Annotated in this window: 20 protein-coding genes; 10 read left to right on the top strand and 10 right to left on the bottom strand. The window is 70.1% G+C overall.

Annotation, left to right across the window (positions count from 1 at the left end; translation table 11 throughout):
- Positions 1-18 precede the first annotated feature (18 nt).
- Positions 19-1014, top strand: coding sequence for a helix-turn-helix transcriptional regulator (locus tag ACFVQG_RS08995; RefSeq protein WP_383378507.1), 996 nt, complete (start codon positions 19-21; stop codon positions 1012-1014).
- Positions 1011-2003 carry a helix-turn-helix transcriptional regulator gene (locus ACFVQG_RS09000; protein ID WP_383378509.1) on the top strand — a complete coding sequence of 331 codons (993 nt, stop codon included), beginning with the start codon at positions 1011-1013 and terminating at the stop codon, positions 2001-2003. The genes ACFVQG_RS08995 and ACFVQG_RS09000 overlap by 4 nt, the downstream gene beginning before the upstream one ends.
- On the opposite strand, the gene ACFVQG_RS09005 is transcribed toward ACFVQG_RS09000, so the two are convergent.
- Both ACFVQG_RS09005 and ACFVQG_RS09010 read right to left on the bottom strand, forming a co-directional pair.
- Positions 1966-2994: a LuxR C-terminal-related transcriptional regulator gene (locus tag ACFVQG_RS09005; RefSeq protein WP_383378511.1), complete on the bottom strand. Its 1029-nt coding sequence runs from the start codon at positions 2992-2994 to the stop codon at positions 1966-1968. The genes ACFVQG_RS09000 and ACFVQG_RS09005 overlap by 38 nt on opposite strands.
- A gap of 426 nt (positions 2995-3420) precedes the next feature.
- The gene (locus tag ACFVQG_RS09010) at positions 3421-4530 is read right to left on the bottom strand and encodes a sugar ABC transporter substrate-binding protein (RefSeq protein WP_383378513.1); all 1110 of its coding nucleotides are present in this window, start codon (positions 4528-4530) and stop codon (positions 3421-3423) included.
- A 316-nt stretch (positions 4531-4846) separates the two neighbouring features.
- Here ACFVQG_RS09010 and ACFVQG_RS09015 point away from each other — a divergent pair, with 316 nt between their 5' ends.
- A complete protein-coding gene (locus ACFVQG_RS09015; RefSeq protein WP_383378515.1) occupies positions 4847-6571 on the top strand; it encodes a PA14 domain-containing protein in 1725 nt (574 codons plus the stop codon).
- A 64-nt stretch (positions 6572-6635) separates the two neighbouring features.
- On the opposite strand, the gene ACFVQG_RS09020 is transcribed toward ACFVQG_RS09015, so the two are convergent.
- The 5 genes from ACFVQG_RS09020 to ACFVQG_RS09040 form a co-directional block, all read right to left on the bottom strand.
- On the bottom strand, positions 6636-7085 hold the full coding sequence (locus ACFVQG_RS09020) for a heat shock protein transcriptional repressor HspR (protein ID WP_383378517.1): 450 nt from the start codon (positions 7083-7085) through the stop codon (positions 6636-6638).
- A 5-nt stretch (positions 7086-7090) separates the two neighbouring features.
- Positions 7091-8266, bottom strand: a complete 1176-nt coding sequence (gene dnaJ / locus ACFVQG_RS09025) for a molecular chaperone DnaJ (protein WP_383378519.1) — start codon at positions 8264-8266, stop codon at positions 7091-7093.
- Between the two features lie 36 nt (positions 8267-8302).
- Entirely contained in the window at positions 8303-8950 is a 648-nt protein-coding gene (gene grpE / locus ACFVQG_RS09030; RefSeq protein ID WP_383378521.1) for a nucleotide exchange factor GrpE, read from the bottom strand.
- Positions 8947-10794, bottom strand: a complete 1848-nt coding sequence (gene dnaK, locus ACFVQG_RS09035; protein ID WP_383378523.1) for a molecular chaperone DnaK — start codon at positions 10792-10794, stop codon at positions 8947-8949. Before dnaK ends, grpE begins: the two co-directional genes overlap by 4 nt.
- A gap of 94 nt (positions 10795-10888) precedes the next feature.
- On the bottom strand, positions 10889-11932 hold the full coding sequence (locus ACFVQG_RS09040; RefSeq protein WP_383378525.1) for an MraY family glycosyltransferase: 1044 nt from the start codon (positions 11930-11932) through the stop codon (positions 10889-10891).
- A gap of 231 nt (positions 11933-12163) precedes the next feature.
- Between ACFVQG_RS09040 and ACFVQG_RS09045 the strand changes: the two genes are divergently transcribed.
- The 5 genes from ACFVQG_RS09045 (at position 12164) to ACFVQG_RS09065 (ending at position 18041) form a co-directional block, all read left to right on the top strand.
- The gene (locus ACFVQG_RS09045; protein WP_383378527.1) at positions 12164-14431 is read left to right on the top strand and encodes a (Fe-S)-binding protein; all 2268 of its coding nucleotides are present in this window, start codon (positions 12164-12166) and stop codon (positions 14429-14431) included.
- Between the two features lie 218 nt (positions 14432-14649).
- Entirely contained in the window at positions 14650-14940 is a 291-nt protein-coding gene (locus ACFVQG_RS09050; RefSeq protein WP_383378529.1) for a lactococcin 972 family bacteriocin, read from the top strand.
- Between the two features lie 176 nt (positions 14941-15116).
- Positions 15117-17207 (top strand): bacteriocin-associated integral membrane family protein, encoded by a 2091-nt coding sequence (locus ACFVQG_RS09055; RefSeq protein ID WP_383378531.1) that lies wholly within the window; start codon positions 15117-15119, stop codon positions 17205-17207.
- Between the two features lie 43 nt (positions 17208-17250).
- The gene (locus ACFVQG_RS09060) at positions 17251-17919 is read left to right on the top strand and encodes an ABC transporter ATP-binding protein (protein ID WP_383378533.1); all 669 of its coding nucleotides are present in this window, start codon (positions 17251-17253) and stop codon (positions 17917-17919) included.
- The gene (locus ACFVQG_RS09065; protein WP_383378535.1) at positions 17916-18041 is read left to right on the top strand and encodes a hypothetical protein; all 126 of its coding nucleotides are present in this window, start codon (positions 17916-17918) and stop codon (positions 18039-18041) included. Before ACFVQG_RS09060 ends, ACFVQG_RS09065 begins: the two co-directional genes overlap by 4 nt.
- Before the next feature lie 43 nt (positions 18042-18084).
- On the opposite strand, the gene ACFVQG_RS09070 is transcribed toward ACFVQG_RS09065, so the two are convergent.
- Positions 18085-18417, bottom strand: coding sequence for an antibiotic biosynthesis monooxygenase family protein (locus ACFVQG_RS09070; RefSeq protein ID WP_383378537.1), 333 nt, complete (start codon positions 18415-18417; stop codon positions 18085-18087).
- Positions 18418-18544: 127 nt separating this feature from the next.
- On the opposite strand from ACFVQG_RS09070, the gene ACFVQG_RS09075 reads away from it, so the two are divergent.
- Together ACFVQG_RS09075 and ACFVQG_RS09080 are read left to right on the top strand one after the other, a co-directional pair.
- The gene (locus ACFVQG_RS09075; protein ID WP_383378539.1) at positions 18545-19846 is read left to right on the top strand and encodes an FG-GAP repeat domain-containing protein; all 1302 of its coding nucleotides are present in this window, start codon (positions 18545-18547) and stop codon (positions 19844-19846) included.
- A gap of 90 nt (positions 19847-19936) precedes the next feature.
- Complete coding sequence (locus ACFVQG_RS09080) at positions 19937-20926, top strand: Yip1 family protein (protein ID WP_383378541.1); 990 nt, start codon at positions 19937-19939, stop codon at positions 20924-20926.
- Positions 20927-21130: 204 nt separating this feature from the next.
- Here ACFVQG_RS09080 and ACFVQG_RS09085 read toward each other — a convergent pair whose 3' ends face one another.
- Together ACFVQG_RS09085 and dcd are read right to left on the bottom strand one after the other, a co-directional pair.
- The gene (locus ACFVQG_RS09085) at positions 21131-21628 is read right to left on the bottom strand and encodes a phosphoribosyltransferase (RefSeq protein WP_383378543.1); all 498 of its coding nucleotides are present in this window, start codon (positions 21626-21628) and stop codon (positions 21131-21133) included.
- Positions 21625-22200: a dCTP deaminase gene (dcd, locus tag ACFVQG_RS09090; protein ID WP_383378546.1), complete on the bottom strand. Its 576-nt coding sequence runs from the start codon at positions 22198-22200 to the stop codon at positions 21625-21627. The genes ACFVQG_RS09085 and dcd overlap by 4 nt, the downstream gene beginning before the upstream one ends.
- Positions 22201-22454: the final 254 nt, after the last annotated feature.

Consider the following 22454-nt stretch of genomic DNA (forward strand, 5'->3'; position numbering starts at 1 on the left):
ACCCTGGGGGGTGGAGTTTTGGGTAAAAACGGGACAAAGGCGATACATCCCCATGCGGTCACGGACCTGTGCGAGGAGGGAAGCCGTCTGTACGCGAACGCCCTGCGCAGCGGGCGTATCCCGAGAGCGGACGCCGAGTCCGCCCCGTGTCTGACCGAGTTCGCCCTCCTGCACCCCGATCCGGACGACCCGAACTGGCTGCGGCCCATCCCGCCGTCGGTCGCCCTGGCCCAACGGCTCACCCCCATCGAGCGTGAGATCTCCGAGCACCGGCGCCTGACCATCGCGCTGACCGAGGTCTTCGAGCCGTTCATGACCCTCAGCACCCAGGAAACCGGATCCAGTCACTCGATCACGGTGGTCGAAGGGCTCGACCGCATCAACGCCGCGCTCGACCTGGCGACCGCCGAGTGCAAGGTGGAGATGCTCACGGTCCAGCCCAGCGGCCCGAGGAGCACGGAGAAGCGGCTCCTGGAGGCCCTGGAGCGCGACAAGACGCTGATCGACCGGGGCGTGCGGATCCGCACCCTCTACCAGCACACGGCCAGGTACAGCCCCGAGCGACTGGCCTACGTGGACCGTTTCGCCAACGGGAAGGCCGAGTACCGCACCATCGACGAGCTGGTGGAGCGGCTCATCATCTGCGATGAGACGGTCGCCTTCATCCCGGTCCGCGACGACCGGCAGATCGCGCTGGAGCTGCGCCACCGGGGGCTGGTCCGGTACCTGATCAAGGTCTTCGAGTTCATGTGGAACCGCGCCGTGCCGCTCAGCGCGGGCGCGCCCTACGAGACGGCACCCGACGGCATCACGGAGATCCAGCACTCCATCGCCAAGCTCCTCGTGGAAGGCCACGTGGACGAGGCCATCGCCCGGCGCCTCGGCATGAACGTCCGCACCTGCCGCGCCCACATCGCCAAGCTCGCCTCCGCCCTCGGCAGCGGCAGCCGCGCGCAGCTCGGCTACCTCATCGCCCAGTCCGGCATCCTCAAGCAGGAGGGAGCCGACGAGTGACCGGGCCGCCGCCGCACACCGAGCACGGGCCGGAGGAGCCGTGCGCCACCGGCAGGGCGCTGTACGAGCGGGCGCTGCGCGAGGGACGGGTGAGCGAGGCGGACGCCGCCGCGGCGCCCTGTCTGCTCGACTTCGGGCTGCTCCAGCCGTCCGTCACCGGCCTCGGCCACCTGGAGCCCGTCGCCCCGGCGGTGGCCCTGCACCGGCTGCTCAGCGGCTCGGCGGACCGCATCGCCGAGGAGCGCCGCCGCGAGGCACGGCTGACCGAGGCCTACGCGCCTCTGCTGCGGACCGGCACGCGGGCCGAGGCGGCCACGGACGGCTCCGCGCTCACCATGCTCAGTGGCCTGCCCCGGATCAACGGGGTCATCGGCCGCGCCATGGCCACCGCGTCCCACGAGTTGCTGGCGATCCAGCCGCACAGCGGCCAGATCAGCATCTCGCCCGAGATCCACGCCGAGGCCCTGGCCCGCGACCAGCGGCTGCTCGACCGCGGCGGCCGGATCCGCACCCTCTACCAGCACACCACCCGGCATCTGCCCAGGGTCCTGGCCCGCTACGAGCAGCTGGCGGGCGACGTCGAGGCCCGCACCCTCGACGAGGTCACCGAACGCCTGATCGTCATCGACCGCGCCGTGGCCTTCATCCCGGCCACCCCGCCGGACCGTACCGTCGCCGTCGAGATCCGGCACCCGCCGCTGGTCGCCTACCTGGCGACCACCTTCGACCGCCTCTGGCGCCTGGCCACCCCCATGCACCCCGAGGCCGTCCGGCACCCCACCACCAACGGCATCACGCACCGCCAACGCGCCATCGCCGCCCTCCTCGTCGAGGGACACACCGACGCCGTCATCGCCGAGCGCCTCGGCATGAACGTGCGCACCGCCCGCGAGCACATCGCCAAGCTCTCCGCCACCCTCGGCAGCGAGAGCCGGGCCCAGCTCGGCTACCTCATCGGACGGTCCGGGATTCTGGATCAGGGACGCTGACGGGGGCCGGGGGGCCGTCGAGGCCGACCTGGGCGATGCGGACGCCGAGTTGGGTACGGCTGGCGGCGCCCAGGGTCTCCGAGAGGCGGGCGATGTGGGCGCGGCAGGTGCGGACGCTGATGCCGAGCCGCTCGGCGATGACGGCGTCCTGGTGGCCCTCGGCGAGCAGCGCCGCGATGGACTGTTCGCGGTGCGAGATGCCCTCGATACGGGTGTCCGGGAGCGGCGCCGTCAGCGGCACGGCGAGGCGCCAGAGGCGTTCGAAGACCGTCACCAGGTACTCGACGAGGCCGGGGTGCCGTAGCTCCAGGGCCATCGTGCGGTCGGCGTTGGCGGGGATGAAGGCCACCGTGCGGTCGAAGAGGATCAGCCGGTCGATGACCTCGTCCAGGGTGCGGGCCTCGACGGCGTCACCCATCAGCTCCAGGTAGTTCAGCAGGCCCTGGCCGTGCCGGGCGACGTGGTTGTACAGGTCGCGCATGCGCACGCCACGGGCGCGCAGGGCGAGGGCGCGGTGCAGGCCCTCGGAGAGTTCGTGCTCGCGGCGGATGCCGCCCGGCTGGACGGTCAGCACCTCCGTCGTGCACGCGTCCGTCGCCTCGTCCAGCGCGGCCTGGATGCGGGCGGGGCCGTCGAGGACGCGGAGTGCCGCGGTGCCCTCGAGGTGGCGTACGGCGGAGCCCTTGGTGCCCAGGCCCGCGTACCAGTCGAAGGCGGCGACCGCGGAGCCGACCCGTCGGTGGCTGGCGCTGATCTCGTCGTACACCCCGCGCAGCAGCCGGGTCATCACCTCCTGCGGCGAGGTCGGGACCAGCCAGTCCATGTCGTCGGGGTCGGGGTGGAGCAGGGCCAGTTCGAGCAGGCAGGGCACCGGCTCGGCGTCCTGGCGCGGCACCCGGCCCCGCCGTACGGCCCGGGAATACACCCGATCCCCGGCCTCGCACAGTCGGTCAGCACCATGTGGATGCTCGTCCGTCCTGTGCCCGGCCATCGCCCATCCCACCCCCGGTTGCAGCGCTCTTCGCAGCGCAACTATGCGCGGATGAGGACTGCTCCGCAACACGGCTCCTTCCACTGTGACCGTGGGAAACCACCGCTATGCCCCGCTTTTTCCAGGCCCCCGTCCGGCGCGTTGCAACAAGATGACGGTGGTGTACGGGGCCCTCGCCGAGGTGCGTCGCGCGACCCGCCTCCCCCGGGCGACGGCTCCAGCGGGCCTCCGGGGATCCCTGAGCGCCGGGAGCGGGCACGGCACTGGCCTGCCCGCCGGTACGGGGTACCGGCGGGCAGGCCAGTGGTGCGGCCAAGACGACTGGAAGGTGACCGCGGAGGTCATGTGGATGGCGCGAAACCGCCCATGACATCAGCGCCCCGGAGCGTCAACGGTCTGACGGCCGCCCGGTCACGACCGCCCGCGTCAGCCCTTGAGGCCGATCTCCGTGCACGCCGCCGCGTACTTGCCCGCGCAGATCTCGGACACCTTGTAGATGCCGTCGGCGATGACGGTCTGCTCGATGTTCTCCTGGGTCAGCGCGGTGACGGTGACGAGCTGGGAGGGGATGTCCTTGTTCGTGGGGCTGTCGACGCGGTCCCGGGTGAGGGCGTCGAACTGGATGTCCTTGCCCTGGATCTTGGCGACGGCCATCTCCGCGGCGGCCTCGGCCTCCTGCGGGTAGGACTTGTAGACGCTCATGTACTGCTCACCGGAGACGATCCGCTGCACCGCGTCCAGTTCGGCGTCCTGGCCGGTGACCGGCGGCAGTTCGGTGGCGCCCGCGGCCTCCATGGCCTTGATGACGGCGCCCGCCATGCCGTCGTTGGCGGAGTACACGGCGGCGATGTTGTCCACGCCGATCTCGTCGATCGCCTGGGCCATGTTGGCCTCGGCGTTCTCCGGCTTCCAGTCCTTGGTGTCGTAGGACTTGGCGATGGTGACCTTGCCGGTCAGCTCGGAGAGCGCGCCCTGCTTGAACTGGCCCGCGTTGGGGTCGGTGGGCGAGCCGTTCATCATCACGATCTTGTCGGAGGTGTCGGCGCCGGAGCCGAGCGCCTCGATCAGGGAACGGCCCTGGACCTCGCCGACGAGGGCGTTGTCGAAGGAGATGTAGGCGTCGATCGGGCCCTCGGCGAGCCGGTCGTAGGCGATGACCGGGATCCCGGCGTCCTTGGCCTGCTGCACGGTGTCCGCGATGCCGTGCGAGTCGACGGCGTCCAGCAGGATGACGTCGACCTGGTCGTCGATCATCCGCTGCATCTGCGCGGCCTGCTTGTCCGCGTTGGCCTCGGCGTTGGCGTAGTCGACCTTGCCGCGCTTGCTGGTGAGCGCGGCGATGCGCTCCTTGATGATGGGGTAGTCGAACTTCTCGTAGCGGGAGTTCGCCGTCTCCGGGAGCAGCAGGCCCACCGTGATGTCGTCGCCCTTCGTCGGACTGGCGTCGCCGCCCTCCTCGGCCGCGCCCAGCACACCGCAACCGGCCAACGAGAGGGTCAATGAGGACAAAGCGACGGATATGGCGATACGACGCATGCGGGGGCTCACTTCTGGTGTCTTCCGGACGTGGGTGCAACCTTGCTACCCAGGTGACTAAAAAGCCAACGCGGCGGCGACCCCCAGCGTCAAGGTGAATCACTTAACGAGATGACAACATCACGTTCCGCTTCTTGTGTGGAGACAGAGCGGAATCACCCTCGCGGACTGATCACCAGCCCTTCACGCAGAAGGATTTCGGGTGCCCACAAGGGGACTTGAGGCACGGTCCGATACCCGCACAACCAATTCCATTCCTCGTCAGTCGGAAAGATCGCGGTGGCCCCCGCCCCGCATCTCCCGATCAGAGGACCGAATGAACCCAGCCAGACGAAGCGCGACCGCCGCCGCCTCGGGCGCGGTCGTGCTCGCCACCGCGGGCACGCTGCTCAGCGCCGTGGCCACGCCCGCCGCGGCGGCGACGAGTTGCGCCTCGCCCGTCTTCAAGCGGCAGTTCTACGCGAACACCACGTTCTCCGGCACTCCGAAGAAAACGGACTGCGACAGCGTCATCAGCCAGAACTGGGGCACCGGTGCGCCCGCCAGTGGCCTGCCGAAGAACTACTTCGGCGTCCGCTGGACCGTCACCCGCGACTTCGGCTCCGGCGGCCCCTTCACCTTCACCGCCTCCGCCCAGGACGGCATCCGCGTCTACCTCGACGGCGTGCGCGAGGTGAACCTCTGGAAGAACGTCTCGTCGACCGTCAAGAAGACCGTCAACGTCACCGTCCCTTCCGGAAAGCACACCCTCCGCATCGACTTCGCCAACTGGACCGGCACGGCGAACGTCACGTTCACCTACGCCCCCCGCACCTCCGCGACCGTCGACACGGTGCGGCCCCTGACACCGACCGGGGCGGCGGTCACCTACGACCCGGCCACGAACAAGGCCAAGTTCACCTGGTCGAAGAACAGGGAAATGGACCTCGCGGGCTACCGGGTCTACCGACGCCTGAAGGGCACCTCCTTCGGCACGCCGCTGGCGACGACCACGGCGACGTCGTACACGGACACCTCCGTGCCCGCGACCGGCGACACGTACTACTACGAGGTCCGCGCCTACGACAAGGCGGGCAACTCGTCGGCGGGCAGCGCCGACCAGGGCGTGACGTCCGTCGACAGGACACCGCCCGGCGTGCCCGGCACGCCGCGCACGTCCTCCGAGTCCGACGGGCTGTGGGTCGGCTGGAGCGCGGTCGACGGCGCGGCGTCGTACCGGGTCTACCGGGCCACCAGCGCGTACGGGACGTACACCCGGGTCGGTACGACCGCTGAGACCTCGTACGTGGACACCACGGCCGTCGGCGGCACCACCTACCACTACCGGGTCACCGCCCTCGACGCGGCCGGGAACGAGTCGGCGCGGAGCGAGGCCGTCAGCGGCGAGCGCCGGGACTTCACCCCGCCGCCCGCCGTCACCGGCGTCACCGTCACCCCGACCGAGTACGGCTTCCAGGTGAGCTGGGACGCCAACCCCGCCGCCGACCTCTTCCGTTACGTCGTTCGCCGCGGTGAGCTGCTCGGCGACGAGGAGGAGCAGGTGTGCTCCCTCTACCCCGGTGAGTACGTGTCGGCCGACACCACCTCGTACGCCTACGCCGCCCTCCCGGACGGCGAGGAGTCCTGCTTCATCGTCGACGCGGTGGACGACTCCGGGAACTCCTCCTTCAAGCGGACCGGGGAGGCGCAGATCGTCAACGCGACCGAACTCGACATGACGCCGAGCGTGGCGACGCCGGAGGGGTCTCCGCTGTGGCTCATGGTGAGCGAGGCGGAGGGCGACGAGGGCAACTGGCTGGCGTGGAGCGGACTCGGCGCGGGTGAGGAGCCGAGCGACAACCCGGCGCGGGCGTTCCGGGTCTACCGGTGGGACCCCGCGGCCTCGGCCTACCAGCGGATCGCCGAACTGGGGGCCGGTGCCTTCACCTACTTCGACACCGGCGTCCCGCGCGGGACCACGTCCTACTACTGGGTGACGGCCGTGACCGCGGACGGCACCGAGACGCTCCCCGCGGACGGCTGGGCGGTCACGACGCCCTGAGCCGACACACGAAGGGGCCCTGGGGCTCGTACGAACCCCAGGGCCCCTCGCGTGGCCGTGGCCGTCAGTCCGGCTGCTGGCGCTTCGGTCGCCACACCACCAACGCGCTGGTCTGCTGCACCTCCTGGTACGGCACCAGATCGCGGCGGTACGACGCGTGCACCGCGGCCTCGCGCTGGCGCATGGTGGCAGCCGCGCCGTCCAGGGCCGCTTCCAGTTCCGCGACGCGGGACTGCAGCGCGGCGACCTGGTTCTCCAGTTCGATGATGCGCTTGATGCCGGCGAGGTTGATGCCCTCGTCCTGGGAGAGCTGCTGCACCTGGCGGAGCAGCTCGATGTCCCGGGCGGAGTAGCGGCGGCCCCGCCCGGCGGTGCGGTCGGGGGAGACCAGGCCCAGGCGGTCGTACTGGCGCAGCGTCTGCGGGTGCAGGCCGGAGAGCTGGGCCGCCACCGAGATGACGTAGACCGGGGTTTCCTCGGTCAGTTCATACGGGTTGCGTCGACGGCCGTCCATCTTCGTCAAGCTCCCTTCGCCGCCTGGAACAGCTCCGCCCGCGGATCCTCACCCGCGGTCGCCTCGCGATACGCCTCCAGCGCGTCACGAGCCTTCCCCGTCAGATCCGTCGGCACACTCACCTCGACGGTGACCAGCAGGTCCCCTCGGGTGCCGTCCTTGCGGACCGCGCCCTTGCCGCGCGCCCGCATGGTGCGGCCGTTGGGCGTGCCCGGCGGCAGCTTCAGGGTGACCGGGGGCCCGCCCAGGGTGGGCACCCGCACCTCCCCGCCGAGCGCCGCCTCCGCGAAGGTCACGGGGACGGTGACGGTGAGGTTGTCGCCCTTGCGGCCGAAGACGGGGTGCTCCTTGACGTGCACGACCACATAGAGGTCGCCCGCGGGGCCGCCCCGCTCACCGGGCGCGCCCTTGCCGCGCAGCCGGATCCGCTGGCCGTCGCTGACCCCGGCCGGGATGCGCACCTGCATGGTCCGCGAGGACTTGGCGCGGCCGGAGCCCTTGCACACCTCGCAGGCGTCCTCCGCGATCAGCCCGCGCCCCTTGCAGTCCGGGCACGGGTCGGTCAGCGAGAAGCCGCCGCCCGAGCCACGCGCGACCTGCCCGGTGCCGACGCAGGTCGGGCACACGCGCGGCGTGCCGTTCTTGTCGCCGGTGCCGGAGCAGGCCTTGCAGGGGGACTGCGACGACATCCGCAGCGGGACCGTCGCGCCCTCGATCGCCTCGTTGAAGCTCAGCGTGACCTCGGACTCGATGTCCTGGCCCCGGCGCGGCTGGGTCCGCGTGCCCGCGCCCGCGCCGCCCCGGTTGAACAGCCCGCCGAAGACATCGCCGATGCCGCCGCCGAAGCCGCCGCTCTGCTGGGTGCCACCGCCCCCGAAGAGGTCACCGAGGTCGAAGTTGAACGATCCGCCACCCGCGCCCGGCCCCGGGCGGAAGCCGCCGTTGCCGAACAGGGTGCGCGCCTCGTCGTACTCCTTGCGCTTCTTGGGGTCCCCGAGGACGTCGTTCGCCTCGGAGATCTCCTTGAACCGCTCCTCCGCCTTGGCGTTGCCCTTGTTGGCGTCCGGGTGGAACTCGCGGGCGAGCTTCCGGTACGCCTTCTTGATCTCGGCCTCGGTGGCGTCCTTGGGGACGCCGAGGACCTTGTAGTAGTCCTTCTCGATGAAGTCCTTGGTGCTCATCCCCGACGTCCCTCCTTCCGTGTCATCCGGTCAAGCTCAGCCCTCTTCCGGGCCACCGCTCTCCTTGTCGTCGCCTTCAGGACTCTCCTCGGCCTTGACGGTCTGCGCGCCCGGCTGCGGCTCGGCGACGGCCACCCGCGCGGGGCGGATGGTGCGCTCGCCGATGCGATACCCGGGCTGGAGAATCGCCACGCACGTCGTCTCGGTGACGTCCGGCGCGTAGCTGTGCATCAGCGCCTCGTGGACCGTCGGGTCGAAGGGCTCGCCCTCCTTGCCGAACTGCTGGAGGCCCATCTTGGCGGCCACGGTCTCCAGCGACTCGGCGACGGACTTGAAGCCGCCGACGAGTTCGCCGTGTTCCCGGGCGCGGCCGATGTCGTCGAGCACGGGCAGCAGCTCGGTCAGGAGGTTCGCGATGGCGATCTCCTTGACCGCGATGCGGTCGCGCTCGACCCGGCGGCGGTAGTTCTGGTACTCGGCCTGGAGCCGCTGGAGGTCCGCGGTGCGCTCACCGAGCGCGGTGCGCACCTGGTCCAGCTGGGCCAGCAGACCGGGGTCCTGGCTGGTGGCGTCCCCGGCCGGGGCCGCCCCCTCCTCGGAGGCGGCCTTCGGCTCGGCGTCGTCGGGGGCGGCGCCGGAGGGGACGTCGGGCTTTTCTTCGAAGCCCGGGGTCTCCTCCGTCACGCGGCACCGTCCTTCCGCTCGTCGTCGACGATCTCGGCGTCCACCACGTCGTCATCGGCCTTGGCGCCACCGGCCGTGGCACCCTCGGGGCCGCCCGCCGCCTGCGCGCCCTGCGCGTCGGCGTACATGGCCTGGCCGAGCTTCTGGGAGACGGCCGCGACCTTCTCGGTGGCGGTGCGGATCTCGGCGGTGTCCTCGCCCTTGAGCTTCTCCTTCAGCTCGGCGACGGCGGCCTCGACCTCGGTCTTGACGTCACCGGGGACCTTGTCCTCGTTGTCCTTGAGGAACTTCTCGGTCTGGTAGACGAGCTGCTCGCCCTGGTTGCGGGACTCGGCGGCCTCGCGGCGGGCGTGGTCCTCCTCGGCGTACTTCTCGGCCTCCTGGCGCATCCGGTCGACCTCGTCCTTCGGCAGCGAGGAGCCGCCGGTGACGGTCATCTTCTGCTCCTTGCCGGTGCCGAGGTCCTTCGCCGTGACGTGCATGATGCCGTTGGCGTCGATGTCGAAGGAGACCTCGATCTGCGGGACGCCGCGGGGCGCCGGGGGCAGACCGGTCAGCTCGAACATCCCGAGCTTCTTGTTGTACGCCGCGATCTCGCGCTCGCCCTGGTAGACCTGGATCTGCACGGAGGGCTGGTTGTCCTCGGCGGTGGTGAAGATCTCGGACCGCTTGGTCGGGATCGTGGTGTTCCGCTCGATCAGCTTGGTCATGATGCCGCCCTTGGTCTCGATGCCGAGGGACAGCGGGGTGACGTCGAGCAGCAGGACGTCCTTGACCTCGCCCTTGAGGACACCGGCCTGGAGCGAGGCGCCGATGGCGACGACCTCGTCCGGGTTGACGCCCTTGTTGGCCTCCTTGCCGCCGGTCAGTTCCTTGACCAGTTCGGCGACGGCGGGCATCCGGGTGGAGCCACCGACCAGGACGACGTGGTCGATCTCGCCGAGGGCGATGCCCGCGTCCTTGATGACGTTGTGGAACGGCGTCTTGCAGCGCTCCAGCAGGTCCGCGGTCAGCTGCTGGAACTGGGCGCGGGTGAGCTTCTCGTCGAGGTGCAGGGGGCCCTCGGCGGACGCGGTGATGTAGGGCAGGTTGATCGAGGTCTCGGTGGACGAGGACAGCTCGATCTTGGCCTTCTCGGCGGCCTCGCGGAGGCGCTGGAGGGCCATCTTGTCCTTGGCGAGGTCCACGCCGTGACCGGACTTGAACTGCTGCACCAGGTAGTCGACGACGCGCTGGTCCCAGTCGTCGCCACCGAGGTGGTTGTCGCCGTTGGTGGCCTTCACCTCGACGACGCCGTCGCCGATCTCCAGGAGCGACACGTCGAAGGTGCCGCCACCGAGGTCGAAGACGAGGATCGTCTGGTCGTCCTTGTCGAGGCCGTAGGCCAGGGCCGCCGCGGTCGGCTCGTTCACGATCCGCAGCACGTTCAGACCGGCGATCTCACCGGCCTCCTTGGTGGCCTGGCGCTCGGCGTCGTTGAAGTACGCCGGGACGGTGATGACCGCGTCGGTGACCTTCTCGCCCAGGTAGGCCTCGGCGTCCCGCTTCAGCTTCTGCAGCACGAAGGCGCTGATCTGCTGCGGGTTGAACGGCTTGCCGTCCAGCTCGATCTTCCAGTCGGTGCCCATGTGGCGCTTGACCGACCGGATGGTCCTGTCGACGTTGGTGACCGCCTGGCGCTTGGCGACCTCGCCGACGAGCACCTCACCGTTCTTGGCGAAGGCGACGACGGACGGCGTGGTCCTGGCGCCCTCGGCGTTGGTGATGACGGTGGGCTCGCCGCCCTCCAGAACGCTGACGACGGAGTTAGTCGTGCCCAGGTCGATGCCGACCGCACGTGCCATGGTTGATTCCTCCAGCTGACTTGAGTGGAACGGACTCAAGTGTGCATGACGGCCCGGGATGGGTCAACAGACCTGAGCCAAGTGGACTCAACTCTTATCCGTTCCTTACACGCAAGGACCCGCGCACATTCCCTCTGACCTGCGTCGACACCCGCGCGGTCGGCACCGCGCGAGCCCCCGCCCCCTTGACGCACACCAGCCCGAGTACGGCCACCAGAGCACCCCCGGCCACCCACCACACGGCCGTCGCGTCCGCCCACCCCCCGTGCACCAGCACCCCCACCGACACGCTCGCGCAGGCCCCGGCCCCCACCACCACCGCCACACCGCGCGAGGTGAGCCCGAGCCGCCGCAGCCGGTGCCCCAGGTGGTCGGGCCCGCGCCGCAGCACCGACCGCCCGGCCAGCCGCCGCGCCAGCACCACCAGCACGGCGTCCGCGCTCACCACGGCCGTCAGCGCGAACAGCACCCCGGCCGACGACCCGGCGTCGTACCCGGTCCGCACCAGCACCGCCGACGACGCCAGCACGAACCCCGCGAACAGCGACCCGCACGCCCCGAACGCCACCCGCGCGGGATGCCAGTTGTGCATCAGGAACCCGGTCAGCGCCGCCGCCAGCACGCTCAGCAGCACCGCCACCCCGTCCAGCACCTCGGCCGCCGCGCACGCCCCCACCCCGAAGGCGGTCACCACCCCGACCGTCCCCGCCAGCCCGTCCGCGTGATCGAGCGCCCGGAAGGCCCCGGCCACCCCCGCGATCCACCCGGCCGCCAGCACCCCGCCGACCACCCCGGTCTCCCCGTACGGCACCACACACAGCGCCGCCACCGCCGTACCGGCGAGCAGCACCCGCCCCCGCAGCCGCCACACGTCCGCCACCAGCCCCAGCGCGGCCACCCCGGCCCCGGCGCCCAGCAGCGTCCCCACGCCCTCCCCGAGCGGCGCCACACCGCTCCACTCACCCGCCCCGGCCACCAGCACCGTCGCCAGCACCACCGCGATGCCGCCCACCACCGGCACCGGCCGGGCGCGCCGCCGGTCGAGCAGCCCGAGCCGCAGTCCGGGCACCCTGAGGACCCCCGCGAGCAGGGCGGCGAGGAGGAGGGCGGCGATGGCGGCGGCGATCCCGTAGAGCACGGGCCTAAGCTAAGTCCGAAGGTCATGTTTTGGGATGAATGGCACGATAAGCTCGGCGCGCCGCACCGGTTTCCGGTCACGCACCGGACAGGGCCGGTCACTCAGGTGAGCCTCAGCGACACAGATCACCGACCGGGTGGCTACAGTGCGACGCAGGATGGGGGTAGTCTCGAACGGACTACATAAGTTACCGCTTAGTAATATCCCTCGCAGGCCCGAGGAGCCCCCGAGATGCAACTTGCCGCGATCATCGTGTCGATGGTCCTGACAGTGGTCGGCTCGGCCCTGTTCGCCCGGGTCATCGCCCAGTTCGTCAGCTTCTTCAGGCTCGGCCAGTCCTTGCCGGACGGGGTGCGGACCGACAACCCCTATCAGCGCAGTGTGACGCTGGTGAAGGAGTTCCTCGGTCACACGCGGATGAACCGCTGGGGCGTCATCGGCTTCGCGCACTGGTTCGTCGCCATCGGCTTCCTGACCCTGATCCCGATCTTGGGGCAGGCCATCGGCCAGCTGTTCGTCGCCGACTTCACGCTGCCGGTCCTCGGCGGCTGGCTGCCCTGGGAGATGTACGTCGAGTTCATCACCGTGATGACCACGGTGGGCATCGCCGCCCTCATCGTCATCCGGCTGCTGAACCTGCCCTCCCGCGCGGGCCGCAAGTCCCGGTTCGCGGGCTCGACCTCCTGGCAGGCGTACTTCGTCGAGTACGTCATCCTGACCATCGGCACCGTGATCTACGTGCTGCGCGGCCTGGAGGGCGCGCTCCACCACGTGGACCACTACGAGGCCGCGTTCTTCGCCTCGTACCCGCTGGTGACGGTCTTCGACGACCTGAGCGTGTCGACGCAGCAGAACCTGGTCTACCTGTTCGCCGGGATCAAGGTCAGCGTCTCCTTCATCTGGATGATCGTCGTCTCGCTGAACGCCGACATGAGCGTGGCGTGGCACCGGTTCCTGGCGTTCCCGAACATCTGGTTCAAGCGCAACGCCGACGGGGCGAGCGCGCTGGGCGCCCTGCAGCCGATGACGTCGGGCGGCAAGGCGATCGACTTCACCGACCCCGGCGACGACGACGTCTTCGGCGTCTCGCAGGTCGAGCAGTTCTCCTGGAAGGGACTGCTGGACTTCTCCACCTGCACCGAGTGCGGGCGCTGCCAGTCGCAGTGCCCCGCCTGGAACACGGGTAAGCCGCTCTCCCCGAAGCTGCTGATCATGTCGCTGCGGGATCACTCGCACGCCAAGGCGCCCTACCTGCTCGCGGGCGGCGGCAAGTCCATGGAGGGCGAGGAGAAGGCCTCCGAGGAGCAGCTCGCCGCGGTGCCCGCCGCCGCGCTCGCGGAGGCCGAACGGCCGCTGGTCGGCACGGTCGAGGAGAACGGCGTCATCGACCCGGACGTGCTGTGGTCGTGCACCACCTGCGGTGCCTGCGTCGAGCAGTGCCCCGTCGACATCGAGCACATCGACCACATCGTGGACATGCGCCGCTACCAGGTGATGATCGAGTCGGCGTTCCCGTCCGAGGCCGGGACGATGCTGAAGAACCTGGAGAAGAAGGGCAACCCCTGGGGCCTGGCGAAGAAGCAGCGCCTGGAGTGGACCAAGGAGGTCGACTTCGAGGTGCCGGTCGTCGGCAAGGACCTCGAGGACCTGTCCGAGGTCGAGTACCTGTACTGGGTCGGCTGCGCGGGCGCGCTCGAGGACCGGGCGAAGAAGACCACCAAGGCCTTCGCGGAGCTGCTGCACATCGCGGGCGTGAAGTTCGCGATCATGGGCGGCGACGAGAAGTGCACCGGTGACTCGGCCCGCCGCCTGGGCAACGAACCGCTGTTCCAGGAACTGGGCATGGAGAACGTCGCCGCGCTGAACATGGCGTTCGGCGAGGACGACGAGGACGAGAGCACCAGGAAGCCCAAGTCGGCCAAGAAGATCGTCGCGACCTGCCCGCACTGCCTGAACACCCTGGGCAACGAGTACCCGCAGCTCGGCGGCGACTACGAGGTCATCCACCACACCCAGTTGCTCCAGCACCTGGTCGACGAGGGCAGGTTGATCCCGGTGACCCCGGTCGAGGGGATCATCACCTACCACGACCCGTGCTACCTGGGCCGCCACAACAAGATCTACACGCCCCCGCGCGAGATCATCGCCAGCGTCCCCGGCCTCCGCAACGAGGAGATGCACCGCCACAAGGAGCGCGGCTTCTGCTGCGGCGCCGGTGGTGCGCGGATGTGGATGGAGGAGCGGATCGGCAAGCGCATCAACAACGAGCGTGTCGACGAGGCGCTGTCCCTCAACCCCGACATCGTCTCCACCGCCTGCCCGTTCTGCCTGGTCATGCTCACGGACTCGGTGAACGGCAAGAAGAACGACGGCACGGCCAAGGAGTCCGTCCAGGTCGTCGACGTCGCCCAGCTCCTGCTGGAGTCGGTCAGGACCCCGGTCGACCCGCAGGACGCCGCGGAGCCGGAGAGCGCGCCGGAGCCCGAGCCGGTGAAGTAGCCCCACAGGACAGGCACCTGAGCCCCGCCCGCCCGGTTGACGCCGGACGGGCGGGGCTTTGCGTTGGCATAGGTTCATCATTAAACCTCCACATCAGAGGCACAGTTCACACTTGACAGTCATTAATTGATCTTGAGAAGGTCTGACGCGATCATGATCAAGATCATTTCTGACGCCGAGATCGGCAGAATCGTTTTTTCAAGAGAAGGCAGATCCCTGTGAACACCAAGCGCAGCCTCAAGGTCGCCCTGGCCGCCGGTGCCCTCGTCATCGCCGGCGCCACCCCGGCGCTCGCGACGATCACCTACCCGTCCGAGGGTGGCATCTGGGACCACGGCGCGGGCACCTCCTACGTGTGGTCGGACTACTACCTGTCGACCAAGTGCCACGGCTCGACCTCGGTCGGCAAGTACATCGACACCGACGAGGCCGCCGCGGGCTCCTGGACCATCACGCAGGCCACGGCCGCGCTGTACGGCAACAAGGCCTACTACAGCACCAGCTGCTGACCCACGGGGCCGCCGCGCCCCGTGCCACGGTGAGGTGAACGCGTCCGTCCGCGAGGAGACCGGCAGCGAGCCGGGTCCCCCGCGGGCGGACCGCTCGACGCCCACCGCCTGTTCCGCTCCTCCGGAGCCGCGCTGCCCGATCGATCGGGGTCGTCGCTCCCCGATCTGGGCCGTCGATGCTGCACCGAAGTACCAAGTTCGTCCACGCCGCCGTGCTGGCGTTCTCCGCCGTGCTCTCCTTCCTGTTCCTCCGCGACCTCGACGAACGCTGGGTCATGGGGCACACGGCCGTCGTCTGGGTGACGGACTCCACGGGAGCGACCTCCGGCGCACAGGTCACCCACCTGCTGGCCGAGTTCGCCACCACCCACAAGGCGACCGTCGCGCGGGAGACCCCCGACCTCAAGGAGCCCTACAGCCGCCGCCACCTCTACCTGGCCCGCGGCGGCCCCCACTCCGACTGGCTGCACGACGGCTACCCGGCCTTCGACCGCGACTACCGCACCGACGTGCACCCCGTCGCCGACCTGGGCAACCGCGACCCGCGCGGCTACTACTACGTCTTCGGCCCGGAGCGGGCGGTGGACGAACTGGTGGGCACCTTCACCGGCCTCGGCTTCGAGGCGACCGCCTACCACCCCTACTCCCTCGAACAGCTCACCCCCGCCTACTCCGACAGCTCCCTGCTGCGCTCCTTCTTCGTCGTCGTCCTCGCCGTCGTCACGATGACGGGCGCGGGCGTCATGCTCAGCGCCAAGTCGTACGGCGTCCAGCGGCTGCACGGCAGGTCGTTCGGCCAGATCCTGCTGCGCGACCTGCGCCAGCTGGGCGCCTTCTGGGCCGCCGCGTTCGCCGCGGTGACCGCGGCGGCCCTGCTGGTCCTCGGCCTCTACAACGGCCTGGCCTGGTTCGGCACCTTCGCCCTGGTCGCCCTGGGCGTGGCACTGGTCCTCGGCCTGGTCTCCGTCGCCGTACACGCGGTCATGCTCCAGCTGACCGGCCAGACCGCGCTGTTGCGCGCCCTGAAGGGCGAACTCCCGGCGCGTACGGCGGCCCTGAGCACCTATCTGGTGCGCGTCCCCGCGCTGCTGCTCGCGGTGAGCATCACGGGCGATGTCGTCCTGGCGGGCCAGAACATCGCGAGCCGGGAGGAGAGCATCCAGACGTACCGCGAGATCGGTGACACCACCGCGATCGCCCTCAACGGCAGCGCGGCCAGCCAGAGCGCCTTCGAGATCCTGGACGAGAAGGTGGGCGGCTGGCTCCGCGAGGCCGACCGGGACGGCGAGATCATCGTCGCCGGGCACCGCAGGTTCCGGCACTCCGGCGGCCTCGACGACCTGCCCGACCGTGACCTGCTGATCGTCAACGAGTCCTATCTCGCCGCCCAGCCGGTCCGTGACGCGTCCGGCCGACGGGTCCCCGCGACCACGTCCGACGACACCCGGGTACGGCTGCTGGTCCCGGCCGGGCTGACCTCGTACTCCGACCGCCTCGCCACCCTGGTCCCGGCGCTGCTGAACCCGGGCGAGCCGCAGAAGATCCCCGCCGGACGGGTCGTACCCCTCACCACCCGTGACGGGCAGCGCCTGTTCACCTACAACCCCCGGGGCCGCCTCCAGGCCGCGACCAACCCCGACGCGGACGAGTCCTTCGTCACCGACCCGGTGGTCATCGTCTACCCGGACGGGGCGCCGTATCTGAGCGACCGGGGGTACATCGCCTACGCCTCCCAGCAGAGCCTCGTCTTCAAGGACCCGGACGACGTCACGGCCGGGATCGAGGAGCACGAGCTGGAGACCTACGTCACCGGCATGAGCCCGGTCGGCCAGAACGCCGCGCTCAGGCTCCGCGACCTCGTCGCCGACTTCCGGCTCCAGCTGTTCAACCTGGGCGTGGCGGTGCTGGTGCTGCTGATCACCGGGGTCGGGGCGTGCATCGTGCACTCGCGGAAGAACGCGCAGGCCGTGTTCGCCCGGTACATCAGCGGCTGGCGGTTCGCGGCGACGCACCGGCCCCTGCTCGTCGTGGAGGGGGTGCTGGCCGTGCTGCTCGCGGTGTGGGTGCCGTTCCAGGTGTGGTGGCGGAACCGGGAGCTGGCGGAGTACCGGACCACCGGGGTCAAGCCACCGGCCGAGCCCGTGCAGCTCACCGGGCTCGATCTGGCCGCCAACACCGCACTGGTCGTGGTGGAGGTCGCGGCGGTGCTGGTGGGGTTGGCCGTGTTCCATCGCCGGATCGTGAAGGAAGGGGCGGCAGAGGCATGACGCCCGTTCACCCAGTCCCCCGTCACCCCCTCGGAGTCACCCCGTGATCGAGATCGACAATCTCCGCAAGTCCTACGGGACCCGAACCCTCTGGTCCGGCCTCGGCTTCACCGTGCACGCGGGGCAGTTGCTCGCGCTGGTCGGCCCGAGCGGCTCCGGCAAGTCGACGCTGCTCAACTGCCTCGGCCTGCTGGACACCCCGACCTCCGGCGCGATCCGCCACGAGGGCCGCGACATCACCGGCTTCGGCCCGCGCGCCGCCCGGCTCTACCGGCGTGACGTCCTCGGCTATCTCTTCCAGAGCTACGCGCTGATCGACAACGCGACCGTCGCCGCCAACCTGGACGTCGCCATGGCACCCCGCCGGAAGCGGGCGGGCGCCCCGACCGTCGCCGAGGCCCTGGAGCGGGTCGGTCTGGCCGGGCGGGAGCAGGAACAGGTCCACCGGCTCAGCGGCGGCGAGCAGCAGCGCGTCGCCCTGGCCCGGCTGATCGTCAAGCAGCCCGCGCTCGTCCTGGCCGACGAGCCCACCGGCGCGCTCGACCACGACAACGCCGCCCTCGTCGTCGACATCCTGCGCGCGATGAGCGAGGACGGCTGCGCGGTCGTCATCGCCACCCACGACGACGCCGTGCGCGACCGCTGTGACGCCGTACTGACGGTGGGCAGCACCACCCGACCCGAACCCGTGAAAGGCAAGCAGCTCGTATGAAGATCCGACTCAGCTGGGCCGTGCCCGGCGCACTGTTCACCCTCGCCGCCATCGCGGTCTTCGCCGTGTACGGCACGCACGCGTTCACGATCCTGGGACGGATCGGGGGGACGATCTTCTGATCGCGTGCGGGGTGGGGTGCCCCGCGCCGGGGCACCCCACCGCCTACGCCTGCTTCGGCGCCGCCTGCTGCACCACCTCGAAGGACCACAGGGTCGACCCGGACGCCGCGGGCTGGGGCCGCTCCGCGCCCGCACCGCCACCGCCGCCCTGGTGCGCGGCCTTCATCGGGCCCTCCATCCACGCCTGGAACGACTCCTCGTCCCGCCAGCGCGTGTAGACGAGGTACTGGTCGGTGCCCTCGACCGGCCGCAGCAGCTCGAACCACTCGAACCCGTCGGAGCCCTCGACGGCGTGCGCCCGCGAGGCGAACCGCTTCTCCAGCGTCTCCCGCTGCTCGGCGGGAACGGTCAGCACATTGATCTTGACTACGCTCATGCCCCCATCCTGCCCGGTTCCGGTCCTGGCCGGGGGACCGCATCCCCGCGAAGGCAGGGGGTGCCACCCCGCCTCGAACACGTGCATCATTGCCGAGGCGTTGTCGGCGGGGCGGGCGAGGTGGACGGTGCGAGTGAGAGCCAACGGACTGGTGGTCGCGACGGTGATCGGATCGCTCGCGCTGCTCGCCGGATGCGGGTCCGCGCAGGACGACGACGCGCGGGCGACCCCGGACAAGCCCGTGCAGAAGGCCGCCGAGGCCCCCGCCTCACCCCAGCTGCCCATCCCGCGCGGCAAGGGCAGCGAGACCGACCACGACTTCAACGGCGACGGCCACCGCGACCTGCTCCTCAACGACCTGGTCAAGGCCCAGAGCCACGCCGACGACGCGGGCCTGGGCATCGTCTACGGCGGCCCCCGCGGCCTCACCCCCGGCGCCCGGCAGCTCCTCACCCCCGAGCGGCACGCCGCCCGCACCCAGAACCAGCTCCCCGCCCTCTTCGACGCGGAGGCCGTCTGCGACCTCGACGGCGACGGCTTCACCGACCTCGTCGTCTCCACCGACCCGCCCTACGACGGCCAGGGCCAGCCCCCGGTCCCCCTGCAGCTCCTCTTCGGCTCCCCGAAGGGCCTCACCGGCAAGGCGGCCAAGCTCACCATCCCGACCCGGGCCCGCGCGGGCAACGACTGGCCGGACCAGCCGGTGTGCGGCGACTTCGACGGCGACGGCGCGCAGGACCTCGTAGTGCACGCCTCCGAGCAGCAACTCAGCTATCTGCGCGGCCCGTTCACCCGCAAGGGCGCCCCCCGCGCGGCCACCGCGCCGCTCCCGGCGCCGGGCAACCTGCCCACCGGTCCGGCCGCCGACGTGAACCGCGACGGCTACGACGACCTCCTCGTCCGTACGGCGGAGGGCGCCGCGCCCGCCACCCTGGTCCTCGGCACCCCCACCGGCCCCACGGGCACCGCGGTCGCCCTGCCGTCCGGCACGGACTTCGCCCTGGGCCGGTTCGGCAAGGGCGCCGCCCTGGACGCCGCGGTGGGCACGGAGACGGGGACGGCCCTGCGCTACGACCTTCCGACCGGCACCCGCGCCACCCTGCCCACCGCCCCCGGCTCCGGCCTCGACTCCGCCGACTTCGACGGCGACGGCTACGACGACCTCGTCTCCGTCTCCGCCGACGGCACCGAGCTGCGCGTCTCCCCGGGCGGTTCCGCGGGGCCGGACGCGGTGACGGTCACCCCGGCGGCGCGGGGTACGTCACAGGTCCTCACGGCCGGGGACTTCGACGGCGACGGGCGTGCCGACCTGGTCGTACGGACGTATCGCGGTGACACGGCGGACACCGTCGCCCTGTATCCCGGCACCGAGCGGGGGCTGGTCGCGGGGTCACCGGTGCTGACGTTCTCGAGCGCGGAGTTCCTCTGAAAGCCGCCGCCTGTAGCCGGTCACCCGTTCCCCCAAACCCCATGGAACCCCCATTGATTTGGGGGAACCCGGGGTGAACCCCCGTAAGGGATGTCACAGCTCGGCCGCAAAGCCCCGCCCGGATGGCCGGGCCCGGCACACCACTCGCCGGGACCAGGTACGTTCGAAGACGTGGCTGGATTCAGGATCGGACGCGGCGGCCGGGACAACCGCGCCCCGCAAGCGCGACCGCAACACCCCCCGTACGGACAGCAGGCGCCCCAGGGACCGTCGTACGGCTACCCGCCCGCGGCCCCACAGCCGCCGTACCCGCAGCACCCGGGCTACGGCGGCGGCGCGGGCGGCGGACACGGCGAGCCGGAGTACTTCGGCGACGGCGGCTACCCGCACGGCGGCGGCTCCCACGGCCCGGTGGGCCCGGACCCGTACGCGGCCAACAACCCGGGCCACACCCAGGCGTTCTCGATCAACGAGGACCCCTACTCCCAGGGTGAGACCTACCGCGCGGGCACCACGCCCCCGCCGCCCGGCCCGATCGGCCCGCGCCTGCACTGGAAGGACCTGCTGCGCGGCGTCGTGCTGTCGCCGAACCAGACCTTCCTCCAGATGCGCGACTACACGATGTGGGTCCCGGCCCTCATCGTGACCTTCCTCTACGGCCTGCTGGCGGTCTTCGGCTTCGACGGCGCCCGCGAGGACGCCATCAACGCCACCCTCTCCAACGCCGTGCCGATCGTCCTGACCACGGCCGTGGCGATGGTGCTGAGCGCCTTCATCCTGGGCGTGGTCACCCACAGCCTGGCCCGCCAGCTCGGCGGCAACGGCGCCTGGCAGCCGACGGTCGGCCTCTCCATGCTGATCATGTCCATCTCCGACGCCCCCCGCCTGGTCGTCGCCATGTTCCTCGGCGGCGACGCCCCCTTCGTCCAGATCCTGGGCTGGGCCACATGGGTCGCGGGCGGCGCCCTGCTGACCCTGATGGTCAGCCGCTCCCACGAGCTGCCGTGGCCGAAGGCGCTGGGGGCGTCGGCGATCCAGCTGATCGCGTTGCTGTCGATCGTGAAGCTGGGCACGTTCTAGAGGCACTGGAGGCTTCTTGAGGCCTCGATGCTTCTTGAGGCTTGAGGCTTGAGGCCAGAACAGGAGGAAGGCCCCCCGGTCGGTACCGGGGGGCCTTCGTGCAAGCATCTGTGCCAGACCTCCAGGCCAGACATCTGTGTCAGACATCTGTGTCAGACACCTCTGTCAAACACCTCTGTCAGACACCTCTGTCAGACATCTGTGTCACGCATCGAGGACCTGCCCACTCCGCTTGACGACGGGCGGCTCAACGGACCACGGAAAGTTGATCCACTCATCGGTCCGCTTCCACACGTACTCGCACTGGACGAGGGAGTGGGACTTCTCATAGATGACGGCGCTGCGCACCTCGGCGACGGCGTCAAGACAGAAGTCCCGCACAAGCTTCAGAGTCTTCCCGGTATCGGCAACGTCATCGGCAATGAGAACTCTCTTCTCAGAAAAATCGACGACGTTGGGAACGGGAGCGAGCATGACGGGCATCTCAAGGGTGGTCCCGACCCCGGTATAAAATTCGACATTCACCAGATGAATGTTCTTGCAGTCAAGGGCATAAGCAAGCCCTCCGGCGACGAAGACCCCACCCCGGGCAATGCTCAGCACGACGTCAGGCTCATACCCGTCATCGGCAACGGCCTGAGCCAGCTCACGCACGGCCACACCGAACTGCTCGTACCCAAGATTCTCGCGCACGTCACTCACACCTGAGTCCGATGAAAGTTGATGAAGGACCGGGAGGCGGTGGGCCCGCGCTGCCCCTGGTACCGCGACCCGTACCGCTCACTGCCGTACGGCGACTCGGCGGGCGAACTGAGCCGGAACATGCACAGCTGCCCGATCTTCATCCCGGGCCAGAGCTTGATGGGCAGGGTCGCGAGATTCGACAGCTCAAGCGTCACATGCCCGGAAAAGCCAGGATCGATGAACCCGGCGGTGGAGTGGGTAACGAGCCCGAGCCGTCCAAGGGAACTCTTCCCCTCCAGCCGCGAAGCCAGATCATCAGGCAGGCTGATCACTTCATAGGTGGAGGCGAGCACGAACTCCCCGGGGTGCAGAATGAACGGCTCATCCCCCTCGGGCTCCACGAGCCGCGTCAGATCCGCCTGCTCCACGGAGGGATCGATATGCGGGTACCGGTGATTCTCGAACACCCGGAAATACCGGTCCAGCCGCACGTCGATGCTCGACGGCTGCACCATGGTTTCGTCATAGGGATCGATCCGTACCCGCCCGGCATCGATCTCGGCCCGGATGTCCTTGTCAGAGAGAAGCACGCCCCGAGGATACGCAAGAAGCGCGGGCCCCCCACACCAAGGGGGGACCCGCGCCACGACAACGACTTCCTACGACCTGCTACGATCTCATACCGCTCGCTACCGCTTCACAAAACTGACCGGCACGACACTGCGGAGCCGCGCACAGCGCGGACAGCGCATGAGCCGACCGGGCCCGAGTCGCTCGGCCTGCTGCATCGGGAACGAAGCGGTGCTGAACACGTGCCCATCGGCACATCGGACGACGGTGCGCT

Origin of the sequence: Streptomyces sp. NPDC057877, assembly GCF_042796855.1 — a bacterium.
Taxonomy (GTDB): domain Bacteria; phylum Actinomycetota; class Actinomycetes; order Streptomycetales; family Streptomycetaceae; genus Streptomyces.